Below are 18509 nucleotides of genomic sequence, written 5' to 3'. Positions count from 1 at the left end.
TTTTAAATAGATCAATATGCTTTAAATTCAAATATACCTTTTGTCTTGTTAAACATCAATTCGCCCATAAACAATGTACACACTGTGTAGCGAGTTTTATAACGCAATTGTACCGTAAAAGACATTGCCCGATCGTTTGTAGTTCCTCCATACCCCAGCGACAAGGTCATAGTTTCAGCAACAGGATCATCCAGCGAACCTATTTTTTGTCCCTTATAATTGTCGCAATTTTTCTTAATGCCCGCTTCATAAGCTTGTTGCCAACGTGCCAAGGTAGTTTTGGGCAACACTTGAGCTTTGATGTTTCTAAACTGAAGATCAATAATTTTAAAATCCTTGAAACGAATAGGTTTAGATGGTTCTCCGTAATTTGCCAGGTGGCGAATAACTGTCCAAAACTTTTTGCCCTTTGAGGTTGCCCATTGTACTACCTGCACTTTGTAAGCATAAGGGCGGCCACCCAATATAAACTCTGCTGTTTGGCTGTTCATTTTGGCAAATATTCCTATTTTTTCGTTCGCAATAAGCAAAGCAGGTGAAGTAGTGTCGGGCAACATTCCACCACTTTCTTTGATATACTGCTTTGCCACCATTACCTGATAGTCTCTCAGGTGTTGTACAAATTGTTGTTGGGTAGTTTGCGCTTTTGCCGTAAAACAAGCCATCCACAGGCTCCAATACAAAAAATAGCATACAAATACTTTCATAAATTTTTATAAGAAATCGTTTAAAAAAGCGCTTTGGTAAATCCAAAATATTTTTGAGACAAGGACAACAACACAATGTTCGGCAAGAAATTAATCATTTAAAAAACTAAAAGCCTACTAGCTCTCTTAGTAAAACGTAAAAAATAAAGTACTCCAAAAGGACAAAATATTTGGTGGGAGGACAAGCGAAAAAATCTTTGCATAGCTAAAGCTATGGAACTATTTTTTTGAGAAGTACCCCTGCCAGAGATGCCGTTCTATGGATTAGGTTATTTTTGTAGTTTTACTTAAAAGTGTATATATAAACGTTTAAAATTTAATTCCCAAATTTCAACATTGAGGAATGATTGAAGATAATTGTTTATAACTAAACATTATGTTAATCTGTATAACCATAAAAAAACCACAAAACGTGGTTTTTAGTTTAACTCTTGTACTACTAATCGTGCAATACTTTACAGTTGGGTAGCAATTTTTGAATTTCTTTGGCTTGGCGCAGAGGGATGTTGGTACCCGTAAGGTCAAGGTTTTTGAGCTTGGTCAATTTTTTCATTGCATCTAATTGTAACAACGTAAGCGCAGCGTTTTGCCCCAAATACAAGTACTCAAGCTCGGAAAAGCTGCCTATATCAAAAGGAATTTCCTTGAAACCGTTGGCGCGTAAATCCAATAACTTTAAATGTTTGAAGGTAAAAATAACCTGGGGTATTTCAGTAAATTTATTACTGCTCAAATGTAAAAACTGCATGTTTTTGCAAGCTTCCATTGACAATGGTAAGGTAGTCAGAGCTTCTCCGCGCACATACAAGTACTGAAGATTTTTGAGCGTATCAACAAATGATGGAATAGCATCTATTTTGCCATGAAAACCACCCATGCTTCGCAGTCTTAGTTTAAAAACCTCTTTATATTGTTTAATAGTACTTGCACCCAAGTTAGAGTAAAGTCGCTTGGTTTTCAACTCTTTTTCGGTAAAGAGTTTTGCGTATTCAAATGGCTTGGTTTTTTCTTTTTGGGCATTGGCCGAAAAAACAATGAAACCCAAAAAGCTCAATATCAGAATGAATGACTTACGATCGTTTATCATAGATTTTTATATTATTTTACGCAAAATAAATAATTAATTTGCGAATGAAACATAAACAACGCTTGTTTAAGTTTTTGTGTTCGAAAAGTTTTTCGATGAACTTACTGTGCCCATGCACTATATTTTGGGTAAACAGTCATTCTATGGGCATTCATCAAGCAAAGCTTACCCAAAGTTTAGTATAACAAAACACTTAAAGTCGCACAAAAGCGCCCAAGAGATGCTTTAATCCTTGCTTTTGTTTTAACTGTATGGGTAAAATCCCACCAATTCGAAAACGCGAAGTGATTCAGATTATTGGTAAAACAACCACTTCAAATTATATTTTTTGTATGATAGATTTAAGAAGCGACACCGTAACTAAACCTACTCCACCTATGCTTGAGGCAATGTGGGGGGCAACAGTGGGTGATGATGTGTACGACGAAGATATGACTGTAAACCAGTTACAACAAAAAGCAGCTGACATGTTTGACATGGAAGCCGCTCTTTTTTGTCCTTCTGGTACAATGACCAACCAAATAGCCATGCGGGTTTTGACGCAACCACAAGACGAAATTATTTGTTACAATGGGGCACATATTTATAAATATGAAGGAGGCGGACTGGCGTATAACTCACAAGTAAGTACTCGCCTCATACACTCGCAAAATGGCATATTGCACCCTACTGATGTGTCTAACAATATAAACGATGACAACATTCACTACCCAACTACAAGCGTGGTGGCGCTCGAAAACTCGGTAAACCGGGCAGGTGGCACTTGTTATACCCTAGACCAGATCAAGGCTGTAACCACTACTGCCCGCCAACACCAATTAAAAACGCACCTGGATGGGGCCAGGGTGTTCAATGCCTTGGTGTTTACTGGCGACAAAGCTCAAGACTATGGGCAGTATTTTGACACCATTTCTATTTGTTTGTCAAAGGGGCTGGGGTGTCCGGTAGGTTCGCTGGTACTGGGTAGTCATGAGTTGATCAAAAAAGCCAAGCGCAGCCGCAAAGTATTGGGTGGAGCTATGCGCCAAGTAGGGTATATGGCAGCAGCAGGTATTTATGCCCTTGACCACCACGTGGCACGTCTCAGCAACGACCACCAACGGGCACAAACCATTGCCCAACACCTGGCTACTAAAAGTTATGTACGAAACCTCATACCGGTACAAACCAACATTGTATTGTTTGATTTGCCCAATCACGATACGGTGGAGCGTTTGCTGGCTCACCTCAAAAGTCATGGAATCCTTGCCGGAATGATGGATAAACTCACCATGCGTTTTGTAACTCACCTCGACTTTGACGATGATCAACTAGAGCAATTTCTGAAGGCGTTGGACTTGTTTTGAGTAAGGCATTAGGGGCTGGGAACTGGGTAATTTCAAATAAGAAGCGCATCTTTTGGTTTAGAGTAAAAGAAGACTGTACCCAAGATAGAAATAAAATGAATGTCTTGGGTAACACCCAGTCCCTGGCTACTACTTAAGCTTAATTCGTGGGTCAATCGTAGAGTAAAGAATGTCTACCAAAATATTGATGACCACAAAAATACAAGCAATAAAAATGGTGGTTCCCATAATAATGGGTAGGTCGCGGTCTTCTACCGCCTTGATAATGGTATACCCTAAACCTTTCCAATCAAACACATATTCAATAAAAAATGTACCTGCCATGAGTGAAGCAAGCCAGCCTGACACTGCTGTAATTACTGGATTCAATGCATTTTTGAGGGCGTGTTTTGCCACTACCCTATAAAAAAGCAAACCCTTGGCACGGGCAGTTCTTATGTAGTCTTGCGACATAACATCCAGCATAGAGCTTCGGGTGAGTTGTACTATAATAGCCAACGGACGAAGTGCCAGTGTAGTAGCGGGCAAAATAAGGTTTTTGAGCTTTAGAGTGGTACCCTCGACAGAGGTTTCCCAAAGCGACCCAATATGCGAAAGCCCAGTGTAATCTTTGAGGTAATAGCCAAAGATGACCGAAATAGTAATGGCCATGACAAAAGATGGGGTAGAAATTCCCAGTACTGAAATAGTAACCAAGCTGTAATCTACAAAAGTATTTTGGTTGAGTGCAGCAAAAATACCGAATACAATGCCTATAAGGGTAGCAAAAAACATAGAAACGACCGCCAGTACCAAGGTAGCACCTATGTTTTCCATCAGTATTTCGCTCACTTTTTTGTTGGTTCGATACGACCGCCTCAAGTAAGGATACTTGACTACCAATGTACGCTTACCCATTGGCAATAAGGTAAAATATTTATACTTTTCCTGGTGTGCTTTACTATCGGTATGTACCGATATAGGCGAGAGGTCATTGAGGTAATAGGCAAATTGTACTGGCAAACTTTTATCAAGCCCCAAATCTTTGGTAATATTCTCACGCACTTCTTTAGAGCCATGCTCTCCTACCAACACCCCTACCGGGTCGCCGGGTAACACATGGAACAAGAAGAACACGACAAAGACTACCCCCAACACTACCATTATCCCATACCCAAGTCGTCGTAAGATAAAACCAATCATATATTCTTTTTTAGGGCTGTTACATTGGCTCACCAATGTACATTATTTTGGCTATTTATTGTCGAGCTTGCTTCCAACCAATTCTTTTGATAGCAAAGAAAAAATGCTTAAGCAGGCTCATTGCTAAGTTATCATTTTTGTTTACAAATATAACAGCCTATTTTAAATTATTACTCTTTCGCCATATAAACTCACTTCAGCAACTGAGTCACTGCCTCTATTTTGGGCGTGTCGTTGTGATGCCATTTACCTTTTACAGTACCATCTTTCAACAACATTAAGCCAGGGTTAGCCCTTATCATTGTTTTGAGCACCTTTTTATCTACAAAGTAATAATCAACGGCCAGTTGTACCTTATGTCTAAACTCTTCTATGTCTTGAGTTCCGGCAGCGGTAAGCACTACAGGCTGAATTTTATTTTGACGCAGTTCTTTTACCAATGCACCTATTTTAGCATACGCACTTGCCTCGGTTACCACTACCTTTTGTCCATTTTTGATCTTGTATACATCAGGAATCACGATGTACATTTTGGTGCCCTGCAACACTTGGGTGGTAAAGTCTGTTCCCTGGGCATTGAATACTTTAAAATCGGTAATTTTGGGCAAAGCCTCAGGATTGAGCAAGGGCTTTTCCAGTTTTACAAATTTGTATTGGGTAGTATCCGAATATTTTTTCCAGTCTTTGGTATAGTCTGCTCCCTTAATCTTCAACTCTTTGCCTTCCTTGAGATTTTTGTAAATGTACAATTCTTCGCCGTACTTAAGCTTTTCTTTGGGTTTCATATTGGCAGGCAAGTTAGCACCTACTTTATACGCTCTGAAGTCTTTCACTGGCAGGTGACGTACCGTATAAAAGCCAAATACAGTGGCTCCAATGGTGGCAAGTATAGACAGCACCGACCCTACCCTCACTGATAACATGGGGGTAATTTGATGACGTTGGATCAACAACCACACAATCATGACGGTAAGTATGACATCTTTCATAAACGACTGGAAAGGAGTCAATGGAATAGCATCGCCAAAGCAACCACAATCTTTTACTTTGTCGAAAAACCAGGAATAAAAGGTAAGGAAGGTAAAAAAGACAATCAAAGCCAACAACGACCGTAGTGTAGTTTTGGCACGGTGGTGTAACAATAAGTTAAAACCCAGCACTACCTCTAGCACGGTAAGTATAATGGCAAACCAAAGGCTGTAAGGCGCCAAAAACTCCCAGAAAGCACCCAGGTTTCCAAGGTAAGGATCACTTTTGAACACTTCAAAATACTCGTGTAGTTTAATCTCGGTTCCGGTAGGATCATTGAGTTTAATCAGCCCGGAAAAAATAAAAAGGGCACCTACCAAAAAGCTTATAATTCTATTCAGGATTTTCATGAGTTGGTCATTTTTTATAATCAAACAAACACCAAGCGTGGTTGTTCAAGTATTTTTACCTCTTACATTTTTGTGTAAAACAATGATCTGCCTATATTGGTTGAGGAACAGGCAAAAAATCAGTTATTTTAAACTATTCCTATTCGATTAAGGAATTTAAACAAGTACTAAGAGCTTGTTTAAAATTCATTGATCAGGTTCCCGAATCAAGTTCGGCTCGCAGCTCCGAGCTTGTTCTCGGAGGGCTGTGAGCTTTTACGAGATTTTCCTGATTATATATTGTCAAATTTAGCCGTTGGCAGAGCCCCGAAACAAGTTCGGGATTTATAAACTCGGCACAGCAAAGCTGTAGCCATCGGTTATCAGCAATAGCGCTGCTATTTAGCTTCGCTGAGCCCCGAATCAAGTTCGGTTTACAACTCCGAGCTTGCCCTCGGAGGATTTAGAAACTCGGCAGAGCATAGCTCTAGCCATCGGTTCTTCAAAATTTGACGCATCTAACCCGAAAACTCATCATAAAATCTCCTATGACCGAAAATTTAAACAAGCTCTAAGCAAATTTGTGGAATGCAAACGAAAGGTACAATATTTTACGCAAAAAAAACACTCTGTCTCAAAGGGACCCTCATGTTGCTTAACCGTCCAGTAGTGATGGGAATCTTAAATGTGACTCCTGACTCATTTTATGATGGAGGAAAGCATCAGCTCAGTGATCAAATACTTTCTAAAGCTTCCCAATTGTTGGACGAAGGAGCTGATATCATTGATATTGGGGGATACTCGTCGCGTCCGAATGCTGATGACATTGGGGTACAAGAAGAAATAGACCGGGTACTGCCGGCAATTGAGCTTATTCTTAAAAATCACCCGCACACCCACCTCTCAATAGATACGTTTCGAGCCAGTGTTGCCTCAGAAGCAGTCAACGCCGGGGCTTGTATCATCAACGATATTTCGGGGGGCAATCTTGATCATCAGATGTTCGACACGGTAGCACGTTTACAAGTACCTTATGTGTTGATGCACATGCGGGGTACACCCCAAACAATGACCACCCTCAATGAATACGAACATTTGGTATCGGAGGTATTACTCGACTTGCAACAAAAAGTAACCAAGCTCAAACAACTGGGTGTACACGATGTAATCATTGATCCAGGCTTTGGCTTTGCTAAAAACATCCCTCAAAACTTTCAGTTGCTGCAACATCTGCGTATGTTTCAGGCGCTGGGTTTACCCGTGCTGGCAGGTATTTCCCGCAAGTCTATGATCTATAAAACGTTGCAAACTTCGGCAGACGAGGCATTGTATGGCACCGTTGCGCTCCATACAGTAGCATTGCAAAATGAGGCCAATATTTTACGGGTACACGATGTAAAAGCAGCAAAAGATGCTATAGCTATGGTAGAGGCGTTGTACAGGTTTTGTTTGACCGAAAATGAATAGTTGACCAAAGGGCATTGGTGTAAAAAACGCGCTTGTAAAGACCTTTGCTCAAAACCTGATTTCCAAGTCTTTGTGTCCAGCGAATATTGGTGTACTTTTTTACTTGTTACTTATAGTCTTTAGCTCCATTTTTCGAACTCATTTACAAGCAAAATACACCCGAATTTATTCTGTGTTTATTTAACCTCTAGTGTACCAATCTGTGCATTTACCCTGCTAAACAAAAAATAAACTGATGCTTTAGTGCCAATTAATTGGTTATACTAATCACTCTATTTTATATTTACACGGTAAAAACTACTCTAAAAGGATTGCATCAATTATGATATTTCTTATTTCCATAGGTTTTCTGGACATGAACTTTGCCGACATTTTAGACATTTTGCTGGTGAGTTTTATCATGTATCAGTTATATAATTTGGTAAAGGGAAGTGTTGCTTCGCGTATTTTGCTGGGGGGACTGGCAGTGTATGCGCTTTACCTGATGGTATCTGCTGCCGGAATGGAACTGTTGAGTACTATTTTAGGACAATTTATGGGTGTAGGGGTGTTGGTCATTATCATCTTGTTTCAACAAGAAATACGTAAGTTTTTGCTGGTAATAGGTAAGGCTACTCCTTTTGGCAGGTATAGTTTTATCAAAAGCTTCTGGAGCAGAACCTCTTCGTCAGAAAACACCTTCAAGATAAACGCGGTAGTAGAAGCCGCACAAGAGATGTCAGCATCGCTTACTGGAGCCTTGGTGGTTTTTTCACGCAGTTCTGAACTAAAGTTTTACGCCGAATCAGGCGACGAAATTGACGCCATTGTATCTAAACGTTTACTTATTTCTATTTTTCAAAAGTTTAGCCCTTTGCACGACGGGGCTGTTATCATAAGCATGGATGGTAGGGTGGTAGCCGCCCGTTGTATCTTGCCAGTATCAGAAAACGATTCACTGCCTGCTTCGCTGGGTTTGCGCCACCGGGCAGCCATTGGGCTCACTGAAATAGCCGATGCAGTGGTGGTGGTGGTGTCAGAAGAAACCGGGCAAATGTCCATTGTACGCAATGGTAAAATTTATCGAAATCTTGACCCCGAAGCAATGACCCAAAGGCTTACTTTGCTGCTGAACGAAGATAACTCTAACAAAAAAGATGGCAAAACAGAGGTAAAACCAGGCGAAATGCCTCCACCTGACAACAATGCCTCTAACCAATCACTTGAAGGGTAACACTCATCTTAGTTTTTTAACCCCTAACCAACCGCTTCGCTTTTTTTATCGGCTCTAGCCAAACCAGGCAAAATGCAAGGCAGGTTCACTTAGTTAGAACATTCATTTACTTTCAAACCTTTTTTGATAACTCCATGCTAATTTTTTTGATAGGAATGCCTGGTTCAGGCAAATCCTCGGTGGGCAAACAACTCGCCAGCGAATGGCAAATTCCATTTATAGATATGGATGAGCTGATAGAACAAAAAGCACAAAAAAGCATTCCCACTATTTTTGAACAAGACGGTGAAGCACACTTTCGTCACCTTGAAAAAGCTGTTTTGCACGAAATAATTGCTCAGCCACTCGCTACCCAGGTAATCGCTACAGGTGGAGGTGCTCCTTGCTTTTTCGACAATATGGACAGAATAAACCAAGCAGGTACCAGTGTATTTATCGACACTCCCTTGTACACTATAGCCCAACGAATGACCAACAAAAATCAGGATCGCCCACTGTACCAACAAGCAGACTATGACGCCATGTACCAAAAGCTTGTCCATACTTTTGAGCAACGAAAGCAGTTTTACTGGCAAGCCAATATATTTTTAAGAGCCGCAGAGTTGTCCATACCTTCTTAGCCAATGTTGGTATTTTTTCAGTATTTTTTTGCAAAAAACAGCTATTTAAGTTATTTTTCATGGTGTTAATATGAAAAACTGCCATAGGGGATAAACAATATAGCCTATACAAACTGTCATAAGCTGTGCTTATTGTTCCCTTAAACTTTGAAAATGGATTAATTATGTTTTATAATTTACAGATAAAAATATGGGTACTTGTACTGACTGCGTTGGCGTACACCCCCCGGCTAAAGGCCCAAACTCAGCTGGTGGGCGACACCTGGGCTAAGGTAAACCAAACTAAGTCGGGCACTATAGTGCTTACCTACATAGATACTCCTGGGTTGGTATACCGCGATGCGAACGGAAAACTTACTGGAGTTTGTATAGACATAGTACAACAGTTTGTAAAATACCTCAAAACTACCAGAGGGGTCAAGCAGCTGAGTATTAGAGTGAAAGGACGCAGTGACCACTTTCCTATTTTTTTACGTAATGTAAGACAAGGTAAAGGAGGAGTGTTTGGTTTGGGTAACATTACGATTACCCCCAAGCGCCGAAAACAGTTTAAGTTTACTCCAGCATTTATTTACAATGTGTCGGTGTTGATGACCCACCACAAGGTGCCTACTTTGGGCAACTTGAAAAACATGCGACGCGACTTCGCCCATATGAAAGCCTACACACTGCGCTCCTCTACCAACGCCAAAACCATTGAACGGTTCAAGCAACTTTATCACCCCAACTTGCGGATTATTTATTTATCTTCTAGTGTAGAGGTACTCAGAAAAGTCGCCAGTGACCCTCGCTCGTTTACCTCACTTGATTTTAACTATTATGCATCGGCTTTGCAGCGAGGTTTGCCCATCAAAAGACACTCGGTAGGTGACCAAAAAGGAGGAGAAGAGTTTGGAATGATTATGCCTCCTACCAGTGACTGGCAGGGCGTTTGGAATCAATTCTTAAGTAGGTTTGTACGTACTACTGCTTATAAAAAAATCTTGGTTAAGCACTTAGGTTCAGGGGCTTACCGCTTGCTCAACGTATCAAAATAATTTGGTTTTGTGAAAACAAGAGCCTTTTGACATTATCAAAAAAAACAGCGAAGCCTTGGTTTACGTCAAGGTTTTGTTGTTTTCTTTGAGTTAAAGACCATATTTTATACCCTCTATTTACCAACAAAAACTCCTCTATAGGTACTACACGAGAGTAACCATTTTTGCCCACTTTCAACACATTCCAACAAAGAGAGAGGCTTTATTCAAAAAAATGGTGATATGATTTCTCTGAACACTTGTACTTTGTAACTAAACCACCAATTTGAAACCGTACACTTTTTTATATCAGATAAGTCTTGATTTTTTTGATAGTTTTACAGCATAACAATAGCTGCTAATCTGCTAAGTTGTAGAATAGAATCTGGTTTCGTTTTCCTCAGGCATCCGTTCATTTTTTTCTTTAGCTAAAAAAACGAACCAAAAAAAGCCACCGCTGTAGTTTGCCTGGCTAAAATTTGTTTCATTACGCCGAAACAGCTCAAACTCGCCTGCGGCTCAAACAGTGATCTGTTTTTACGGCTTCATTTCTCAAATTTCTTAACGCCCACAAACTAAGGCGGAAAGTAAAGGCGCTGTTTTTCAAGCACTTTTGAGACTGATAAAATTAAACTCTGCACAAGTATTAGTAGTGAAAAATTAGTGTACGGTTTTGAAAACCACTAATTGAGCCTTTTGGCTGGCAAGTCCAATACGAGCGATACTGCCAGAATTAAACCGTAAATAATCAGACTGAATACCATCACTAAAAATCACCCCATTTTGGGGCATCATAGACTCTATCACTAACTCTTCACCTTCTTCTATAAACCCTGACACAATGCCTGCCTGCGCAGTTTTGCTGGCAAAGGGTTCTCTCACCGTAAATAAAAGTCGGTTAGTATCCCAAGGCAATGAAGGTGCTGTCACCTGAGGGCTTTCGCCAAAAAGCTGGTTAATACCTTTGACCATATTAAACACCGAGCTCATCCATCCGGTAGCTCCGGCACCAGTAGACACAATCATTCCGCTTGACGATTGGTTTTCGGTAGATCCTCCATAAGTGATTTGATATTTGGCAGATATGTGAGAGTTTACGCCAATGTATAAGTCATTGAAAGCCAACAAACTTTGCCCATCATCGAGCAGGGCTTCAGCCATTGTCACCTCTTTGTATTGATGCTTGCCCGATACTGTTTTTTGCAATGCCCTCTCAAAATTTTGCAAGGTAAAAGGCAACAATATTCCGTCAAAACGGTGGGGTTCAGGATTGATGGCGATGATGGGAATATTGCGGGCATACTTGGCAGTGTTGGCTACCAGACCATCTTGCCCTACTACAATGACAATGTCGCTGGGCGAAAACAAGTAAGAAGGCAAATATGCTGTTTCAAGCACTTTGATTTTCATAAACCTGGCAGCACGATTTTTTACAGTTTCGAGCGTTGCATCGTAATTGTCTTGCTCTCGCTTAAAATCGTCCATTTCCCATGATCCAATGTCTTCTTTTTTACGGGCGCGGTTTTCTGACCATACTTTCTTTTGTTTTTTCGACAAAAACCCTGATTTTGCCTGCACGTTGTTACGCTGTTGCTGGATAAAAAAACTTGCTTGAGCAATGGTGTTAAACTGCTCCCGGAGTTCTTCTAACTGGGTTTTGTTGCGCACAATCACAATCTTACCCTGATCTACTTTTTTCATAGGTTGTTAACTTGAGATACTTAGGCAATCAATAGTTTTGCTCTTCAGATTCATCGTTGAGCAAAGACTCTAATAAGTCGGGCGAAATGTTCAGGTTTTGAATTTTATCTGTGTTTTCGGCAAGCTCTCTAAACGCCAGGGCAATGTTGAGCTTTGGGCTATTGTTGCCACTGATTGCCAGCAAAGTACGCCAGTCGAGGTCTTTATAAGGCTTTAGGGTAGTATCTAATACATAACCTTTGGTGTCTGCCTGTTTGCGTTCATTGGTTGTTTGCATTTCTACCAATTGCTTGCGTTTTTCTTCCAGGGCAATGTCGGTTTCCAGCTGCATGTCCTGAATTTTGCGGTTATTCTCCTCCGTCAAAATCTTGGTTTCCATTTGCTTCTCTACAATCTGTTTGCGTTTTTCTTCTACCGCAATCTCCGTATTCAGTTCACTTTCTTTGATTTTTCGCTCTTGTTCTACAGCAAAGTTACGTCGATCATAAGTCGCCTGATCAGCCTCTTGCTGCAAAGCCTCCCGGGTTTTGGCTTCCAGCGCCTTTTCCATTTCGGGGGTGGCTTTTACTGCCATTACATTTACACTCAATGGCTCAATACCCAGCATTTTTACCGTTTCCGATTCTCTAATGCCTTTGATTATAGTTTTCTCAATATCAGGTGCGCTCCGAATGGCTTCTTTGAGCTGTAGCCCGTGAATAAAAGAAGAAGTGGCAGTTTGTGCTTCGTTGGTGAGTCTTTGAGTAATTTTTTCGGCATCGTTGCTTTTATAGTTACCCCGGCGGTCTACACTAAAATCCAGTAACTCTGCCAATTGCTTGGGGTTGGTTACTTTATAAGTGATTTGCCCTTGAATAGAAATCGTTTGAAAGTCGACAGTAGATTCTGTAAACATAAACGGAATATCGCTACTGCCCATAGGAATAGCCACTATAGAAGAGCTCATTGCCATATAAAAAAACGATAGTCCTCTCCCCTCTTTTCTTATTTTACCATTGGTATAATGGATCACGTAGGTCATCGAGTCAAACTTGATATATTTTATTCCAAGCATATTTTATTAGGTTCAGTTTGTAAGCTAACAAATATAGAAAGATTGGGGTGTTTATATCAATAGTCCACAGCATTTAGTCCATAGTCCATAACGCTGACAAGGTTCTAGGGACTAGGTATAAGGTTCTGTACACCCTGTTCCACAAGTAACTACACTTTTGTATCACGCTGATTTTTAGCAACTTATAAAAACCGTAGTTAAAATATTCGAGTAAATGCTTACCCTATTAATCCTTGTAAACCAACCGTAGGGAGCTCAACCTTTAGATTTGTATTATCAATCTTGACTAAAATCACTGGCAAAATATTGTTATATCTAATAAAAAAAATCTCTCGATCATCAATTTATAACACACTGTAAATCAACTAAATAAAATTATCATGCTATAAAATCAGTCTTATTTATAAAAAAATCTTCTAAGGGGGGAGAGATTTACCCTATTGAATGTACCTATTAGTGAAGACATTAATCATCAGGTAAAAAAAATAATAGTTTTCCCGAAAGGGGCACACATCAGGCAAAAAATAAATAGTATAGCTTTAACACAAGTAATAATAATTCCCTCAATATTTTTAGTAAAAGTACACTGACAATTCAGTGTACTTTTTTTTATGCTTTTTAAAAAGCATCACCTTCCTTTATTTGGGTTTTTAATTCAAAAAACATAACTTATAAAAGCATTTACGAGAAAGTAACCGAAACTTTGACGAAGCAGGCAACACACATATTGCTACTCAAAATCATTAAAGTTTACATACACCTTCTTATTTTTTAATCAGTCACCACCAAGCACCTTGTTTTTTACAACTTAACAATGCTAAAGTCGTTTGCCACCAAGTCAACCTCACACATACACATAAGCCGCCAAGTGGTGTTTATAACCGTACTTCTGTGGTTATGCCAAGGGTATCTTTATGCTCAAAAAAAGAAAGACTTCCCAATAAAAAACGAAGGTTTACTTCAGGTAACCAGTTACTTGCCCAACGATTATAAGGGACACGCCCAAAACTGGAGTTTTGCTCAAGACGAACGTGGGGTAATGTATGTAGGTAATATGAGTGGAGTATTGCAATATGATGGTAACAAGTGGCGACGCTTACCAATAGAAAACTACCAGGTAGCAAAAAGTAAATCAGTACGTATATACACCGCCTTTGGGTACCTTGAGGCTGATAGTAAGGGGCATTTACAATACAAATCGCTGAAGAACCTGGTACCCGAAGATTATCAAAAACAGGCAGACCTGCCTACCCAAAAGATAATTGTAACCTCGCAATTGGTGGCTTTTCATAAAACAGGGTATTTGTTTATTTATAAAAATAACCAAATGGATGTTATTTCGCTATCACAGGAGTTTTTACGCCCTTTGATGGTGTTCAACGATGAGCTATTCATGACAAAACGAGGTACTGGTCTGATGAAGCTCACCCATCCATCGCACCAACACCAATGGCAATTGGTGACTAAAGGTGAAACTTTTGCCGATAAAAGTGTTACAGCTATGCTACCTTATCGCCATCATCAAAAACTGATTGCCACTTATGAACACGGATTGTACCTCATCAATCAAAACGAAGTAACCCCCTGGGATATACCTGCCAACAGTTTTTTACAGAAAAATCAGCTCAGTTGTGCCATTGCCAATGGTAATAAAATAATGCTGGGCACTGAACATAATGGGGTATTGATCATTGATCAATCTGGTCAAGCCATACAACTTATCAATCAACGCAATGGAATCAGTAGTAATTATGTACATGATTTGTTTATAGACAAAGATCAAGCATTATGGCTTGCACTTGACAACGGCATTGCGAGGGTAGAAACCAACTCTCCGTTTTCGTTGTGGAACAAACACCTGGGACTCGAAGGTTCGGTCAATCACATTGCCTCCCAACTTTATAAAGATAAGTTTTATGTGGGCACGTCTCAGGGGGTCTTTTATCGAGCCAACGACAATTACATCAACCCCATTAGTCCCCAATCACGCTTTAAGCTCATTACTGCTACCAAAGGCGCTGTGTTTTACCTGTTGGCTACTCCCGAAGGGGTGCTATGTGCCCACAAACACGGTATTTTCTTGATTAAAGATACTACAGCTACCCAATTGGTAGCTACCAGCACTACGGTATATTCATTCATTTATTTGCATACCTCAGGCAACCGTTACATTCTTGCCAGTACCAGTAAAGGCTTGCTTTTGCTTGAGAAAAAACAAGGAACCTGGGTATACAAACAAGCCATCAAGGGGTATGCCAGCTACAACCGCTATATGCACCAAGATAAAGAAGGCAATGTATGGGTAACTACAGTAAACGGCATATACCGTCTGACTTTATCGACTGAATTTGATCAGGTAATAAGCAAAAAACTATATGCTAAACCCCAAGGTTTGCCTCAGGCAATTCATAACCGGGTGTTTGGATTAAACAACCATCAATTGGTGGCAGGCACTACCCAGGGGGTATACCTGTACAACTCTGAGCAAGACAAGTTTCTGCCCCATCCGGTGCTTACCCAACAACTGGGACTCTGTGAGTATATTTTATGGATCAAAGAAGATTCACAACAAAATATATGGCTATGGACAAAGGCAGGGGTTATTTTTGCCCGAAAAGATGCCAGACAAGGGTATGTGCTTGAGCGTAAATTATTTAATAAGTACAAAGAACTATTTGCCAACTATATGGCACCTCACGTTATCCCCATTGATGCAAATAATGTGTTGTTTGAAACCAGAGAAGGTGTGGTACATTATAACAGCCAGATCAAGGAATTGACTAAAACTACTTTTCAGGTATTAATAAGAAACGTGAAGACCAGGACAGAAAAGGATTCCATCATATTTGGAGGTAATTTTACCCATCGGCACGCTTACAAGTTTGTGGATGACCAACCTGCCCACATGGTACATGCTTTGCCTTACCGACTAAACAACCTTTGTTTTTCATTTGCCGCCGTTTATTTCGAAGAAACAGATAAAATTGAGTTTCAGTATTTTCTGGAAGGCTTCAACAAAAAATATGTTGGCTGGAGCACCGAAAGTAAAAAAGAGTATACCAACTTGCCTGCGGGCGAATATGTACTAAGGGTAAAAGCGCGTAATGTTTACGGGCAAGTAAGTGCAGAAACCACCTATCGTTTCAAGATTGCCCCTCCTTGGTATCAAACCTTGTGGGCTTACTTACTTTTTGGTGTCGTAGGGGCATTGGTAATTTGGGGCATTGTACATTTAAATATTAGGCGTTTGAGCCACCAAAAAGCCCATCTGGAGCAGTTAGTCAATGAACGAACACTGGAAATTCGCCAAAAAAATACTACCCTGCAAACCCAAAAAAACGAAATAAGCGAGCAAGCAAAAAACCTGACTGAACAAGCTCACTTTCTGCGGGAAGCCAACGAAGAGATTATCATGCAGAGAGATCAATTAGACCAAGCCTATAAAAATGTAAAATTACTGAGTGAAATAGGCAAAGAAATCACCGCCACTTTTTCTATCCAGGACATTAGCCAAATAGTATACAAAAATATTCAATATTTGCTGGACACAGAGGAGTTTGGCATTGGCTTGTATCTCGAAAAAGAAAGACTGATTGCCTTTGATAGTAGTGTGTACAAAGGGGATGTTTTGCCTTCGATGTTTATACCAATGAATCAAAAAAATCGCTTTGTGGTACATTGTGTCCAACACCAAAAAGAGATCGTTATAGGAGATGTAACTAAAGAGTACCGCAATTACATAGATAACCTTGATCATTACAAAGATGATATTTTGTTGCGTTCGTTGGTTTGCTTGCCACTGATGGCAAATAATGAAGCAATAGGGGTAGTAAGCGTGCAAAGTAGTTATATCAACGCTTACAGCGACCACTAGGTAAACCTGCTACGTAATTTAACCATTTATATTGCCATTGCGCTCAAAAATGCCAACAGCTTTTCTAAGCTTCAATTTCAAAATGTACAGATTACTGATAGTATCAGATACGCTCAAAACATACAGAAAACTATCTTGCCTAATCAGCAAATGCTGAATAATTGTTTTAAAGAACACTTTGTAATTTACAAGCCTAAAGATATCGTATCAGGCGATTTTTACTGGGTAGTACAAACCAGTCACCCGCAAACCAACGAGGTATATACTTTTTTGTCGGTAATAGACTGCTCTGGGCACGGGGTACCGGGGGCTTTAATGAGTATGATTGGCTACCAACTATTAGATGAGATTGTAAAACAAATGCGTATTATAGAGCCCCAGGTGATCCTTGAGGTACTTGATGACTTGGTGGTGGCAAGTCTTAAACAACAAGTCTCTGACAATTCGGACGGTATGGACTTAGCCATGTGCCGCCTGCAGTCATTACCAGATGGATCGATAGAGTTGATCTATAGTGGTGCTAAAAGAAACTTGATAGTGGTAGAAGACAAAAACACAAAGGTGGTCAAGGGTGACAGACTCGGCATTGGTGGTTTTTTCGAAAACGTAGTCAAACAGTTTACCCACACCAAACTTATATTACAACCAGGAGCGGTGCTGTACATGACCACAGATGGCATACGTGACATGCCCAATCAAAACCGACGAAGTTTTGGAACTAAACGATTACATAGGTTGATCCAAAAACACGCTCATTTACCCTTACCTGAACAAAAGCAAATATTTGAGACTGCTTTTGAAAACCACCTTGGTACACAAGACCCTCGTGATGACATGACACTTTTTGCCGTAAGGCTCTAAGCTCGACTTTAGCCATTTAAAATTACTCCGCAATCGCCTAAATAAAACCAATGACCCAATTATCTGAGAGCCGTTACTTCCCCGAATCAAGTTCGGGATCATGGATTTGCTCCAGGTCAAAAAGTAACCAAAAACCCTCCGAATCAAGTTCGGAGTTCAAGCACCGCAGCTGTATTTTGTTGTTGCTAAAATTTGTTTCATTGCGCCGAAACAGCTCAAACACTCCCTCGTAACCTCGGTCGGTGATCTGTTTTAACGGCTTCATTACTCAAATTTCCCCGAAGGCAAGTTCGGTTTACAACTCCGAGCTTGTACTCGGAGGATTTTCAACTTAACGCCAACAAAATAAGGCTGAGTCCAGCTGACGCAACCATCGTTAATATTTGAGGCATTTTATTTCTTACAGTTGTGTAAAAAAGACGACTGTAAGAAAATGTTCACATCATTATTTAGAGGCATTTGAAGTAATTTAACCAATATCATAAAAGGCTAAAGTCGAGCTAAGTATCTGACAAAGAACTGCTCTTTCACAAGGGGGGCAAAAAATTGTTTGAACAGCTGGCTTCACAAAAGGCATCAGATACAGGTAAGCAAAAACAAATCAGGGAAGTTTAGAAGTGGTTTGCCCCTGATGGTAATAAAAATATAAGACTGGAACTTTTACTCATCTAAGCGCTGTTTGGTACAAAGTATTGCTGGTTTCTAAAAAAACACTACAAAATGGCGAAAGTATCCTCACAAACTTTTCAGTTTTTGACTGAATTAAAGAATAACAACCACCGCGAATGGTTTGCTCAAAACAAAGCGGCTTATGAGGCTTCTAAAGCTGAAATGATTGACTTTGCCGATGAATTGATTTTTTTAATGAACAAAAAGGATCGGATTGTCAATGAGTCGGGCAAAAAAAGTATTTACCGTATTTACCGCGATGTGCGTTTTTCAAAAACTAAACCACCCTGCACTGAAAGTACAGGGGTTTTACTAGCGGACTGAAAGTCCTCGCTCATTCCAATATAAAATTGG

General features: G+C 40.1%; 14 protein-coding genes. 8 read left to right on the top strand and 6 right to left on the bottom strand.

The genetic code is table 11. From position 1 onward, the window contains the following. Positions 1–11: 11 nt before the first annotated feature. Both Q0954_RS13115 and Q0954_RS13110 read right to left on the bottom strand, forming a co-directional pair. Positions 12–707, bottom strand: a complete 696-nt coding sequence (locus tag Q0954_RS13115) for a hypothetical protein (RefSeq protein WP_299457524.1) — start codon at positions 705–707, stop codon at positions 12–14. A 439-nt stretch (positions 708–1146) separates the two neighbouring features. After that, a complete protein-coding gene (locus tag Q0954_RS13110) occupies positions 1147–1794 on the bottom strand; it encodes a hypothetical protein (RefSeq protein ID WP_299457521.1) in 648 nt (215 codons plus the stop codon). A 332-nt stretch (positions 1795–2126) separates the two neighbouring features. Here Q0954_RS13110 and Q0954_RS13105 point away from each other — a divergent pair, with 332 nt between their 5' ends. Then, positions 2127–3140, top strand: a complete 1014-nt coding sequence (locus Q0954_RS13105; RefSeq protein ID WP_299457520.1) for a low specificity L-threonine aldolase — start codon at positions 2127–2129, stop codon at positions 3138–3140. A gap of 129 nt (positions 3141–3269) precedes the next feature. Here Q0954_RS13105 and Q0954_RS13100 read toward each other — a convergent pair whose 3' ends face one another. Both Q0954_RS13100 and Q0954_RS13095 read right to left on the bottom strand, forming a co-directional pair. Continuing rightward, positions 3270–4322, bottom strand: coding sequence for an ABC transporter permease (locus Q0954_RS13100; RefSeq protein WP_299457519.1), 1053 nt, complete (start codon positions 4320–4322; stop codon positions 3270–3272). Between the two features lie 191 nt (positions 4323–4513). Continuing rightward, positions 4514–5701, bottom strand: coding sequence for a BT_3928 family protein (locus Q0954_RS13095; protein ID WP_299457517.1), 1188 nt, complete (start codon positions 5699–5701; stop codon positions 4514–4516). 567 nt (positions 5702–6268) lie between these two features. Between Q0954_RS13095 and folP the strand changes: the two genes are divergently transcribed. From folP to Q0954_RS13075, 4 genes are all read left to right on the top strand, one after another. Further along, a complete protein-coding gene (gene folP, locus Q0954_RS13090) occupies positions 6269–7147 on the top strand; it encodes a dihydropteroate synthase (protein WP_299457514.1) in 879 nt (292 codons plus the stop codon). Positions 7148–7469: 322 nt separating this feature from the next. Continuing rightward, positions 7470–8360: a diadenylate cyclase CdaA gene (gene cdaA / locus Q0954_RS13085; protein ID WP_299457512.1), complete on the top strand. Its 891-nt coding sequence runs from the start codon at positions 7470–7472 to the stop codon at positions 8358–8360. Between the two features lie 134 nt (positions 8361–8494). After that, positions 8495–8980, top strand: a complete 486-nt coding sequence (locus Q0954_RS13080) for a shikimate kinase (RefSeq protein ID WP_299457509.1) — start codon at positions 8495–8497, stop codon at positions 8978–8980. A 164-nt stretch (positions 8981–9144) separates the two neighbouring features. Further along, entirely contained in the window at positions 9145–10017 is an 873-nt protein-coding gene (locus tag Q0954_RS13075) for an ABC transporter substrate-binding protein (RefSeq protein ID WP_299457507.1), read from the top strand. Between the two features lie 639 nt (positions 10018–10656). Here the strand turns inward: Q0954_RS13075 and Q0954_RS13070 are convergent. Then, positions 10657–11697, bottom strand: coding sequence for a sugar kinase (locus tag Q0954_RS13070; RefSeq protein ID WP_299457505.1), 1041 nt, complete (start codon positions 11695–11697; stop codon positions 10657–10659). A gap of 28 nt (positions 11698–11725) precedes the next feature. Beyond that, the gene (locus Q0954_RS13065; protein WP_002700946.1) at positions 11726–12751 is read right to left on the bottom strand and encodes an SPFH domain-containing protein; all 1026 of its coding nucleotides are present in this window, start codon (positions 12749–12751) and stop codon (positions 11726–11728) included. An 814-nt stretch (positions 12752–13565) separates the two neighbouring features. Here Q0954_RS13065 and Q0954_RS13060 point away from each other — a divergent pair. The 3 genes from Q0954_RS13060 (at position 13566) to Q0954_RS13050 (ending at position 18479) form a co-directional block, all read left to right on the top strand. Next, positions 13566–16625, top strand: coding sequence for a triple tyrosine motif-containing protein (locus Q0954_RS13060; protein ID WP_299457500.1), 3060 nt, complete (start codon positions 13566–13568; stop codon positions 16623–16625). A 135-nt stretch (positions 16626–16760) separates the two neighbouring features. After that, on the top strand, positions 16761–17486 hold the full coding sequence (locus Q0954_RS13055; protein ID WP_299457499.1) for a SpoIIE family protein phosphatase: 726 nt from the start codon (positions 16761–16763) through the stop codon (positions 17484–17486). A 720-nt stretch (positions 17487–18206) separates the two neighbouring features. After that, complete coding sequence (locus Q0954_RS13050; protein WP_299457496.1) at positions 18207–18479, top strand: DUF2461 family protein; 273 nt, start codon at positions 18207–18209, stop codon at positions 18477–18479. Positions 18480–18509 lie beyond the last annotated feature (30 nt).

Source organism: uncultured Microscilla sp., from assembly GCF_947493425.1.
Lineage (GTDB): Bacteria > Bacteroidota > Bacteroidia > Cytophagales > Microscillaceae > Microscilla.
Note: the sequence above shows the minus strand (reverse complement) of the source record. Positions and strands in the feature narration are given on the sequence as shown.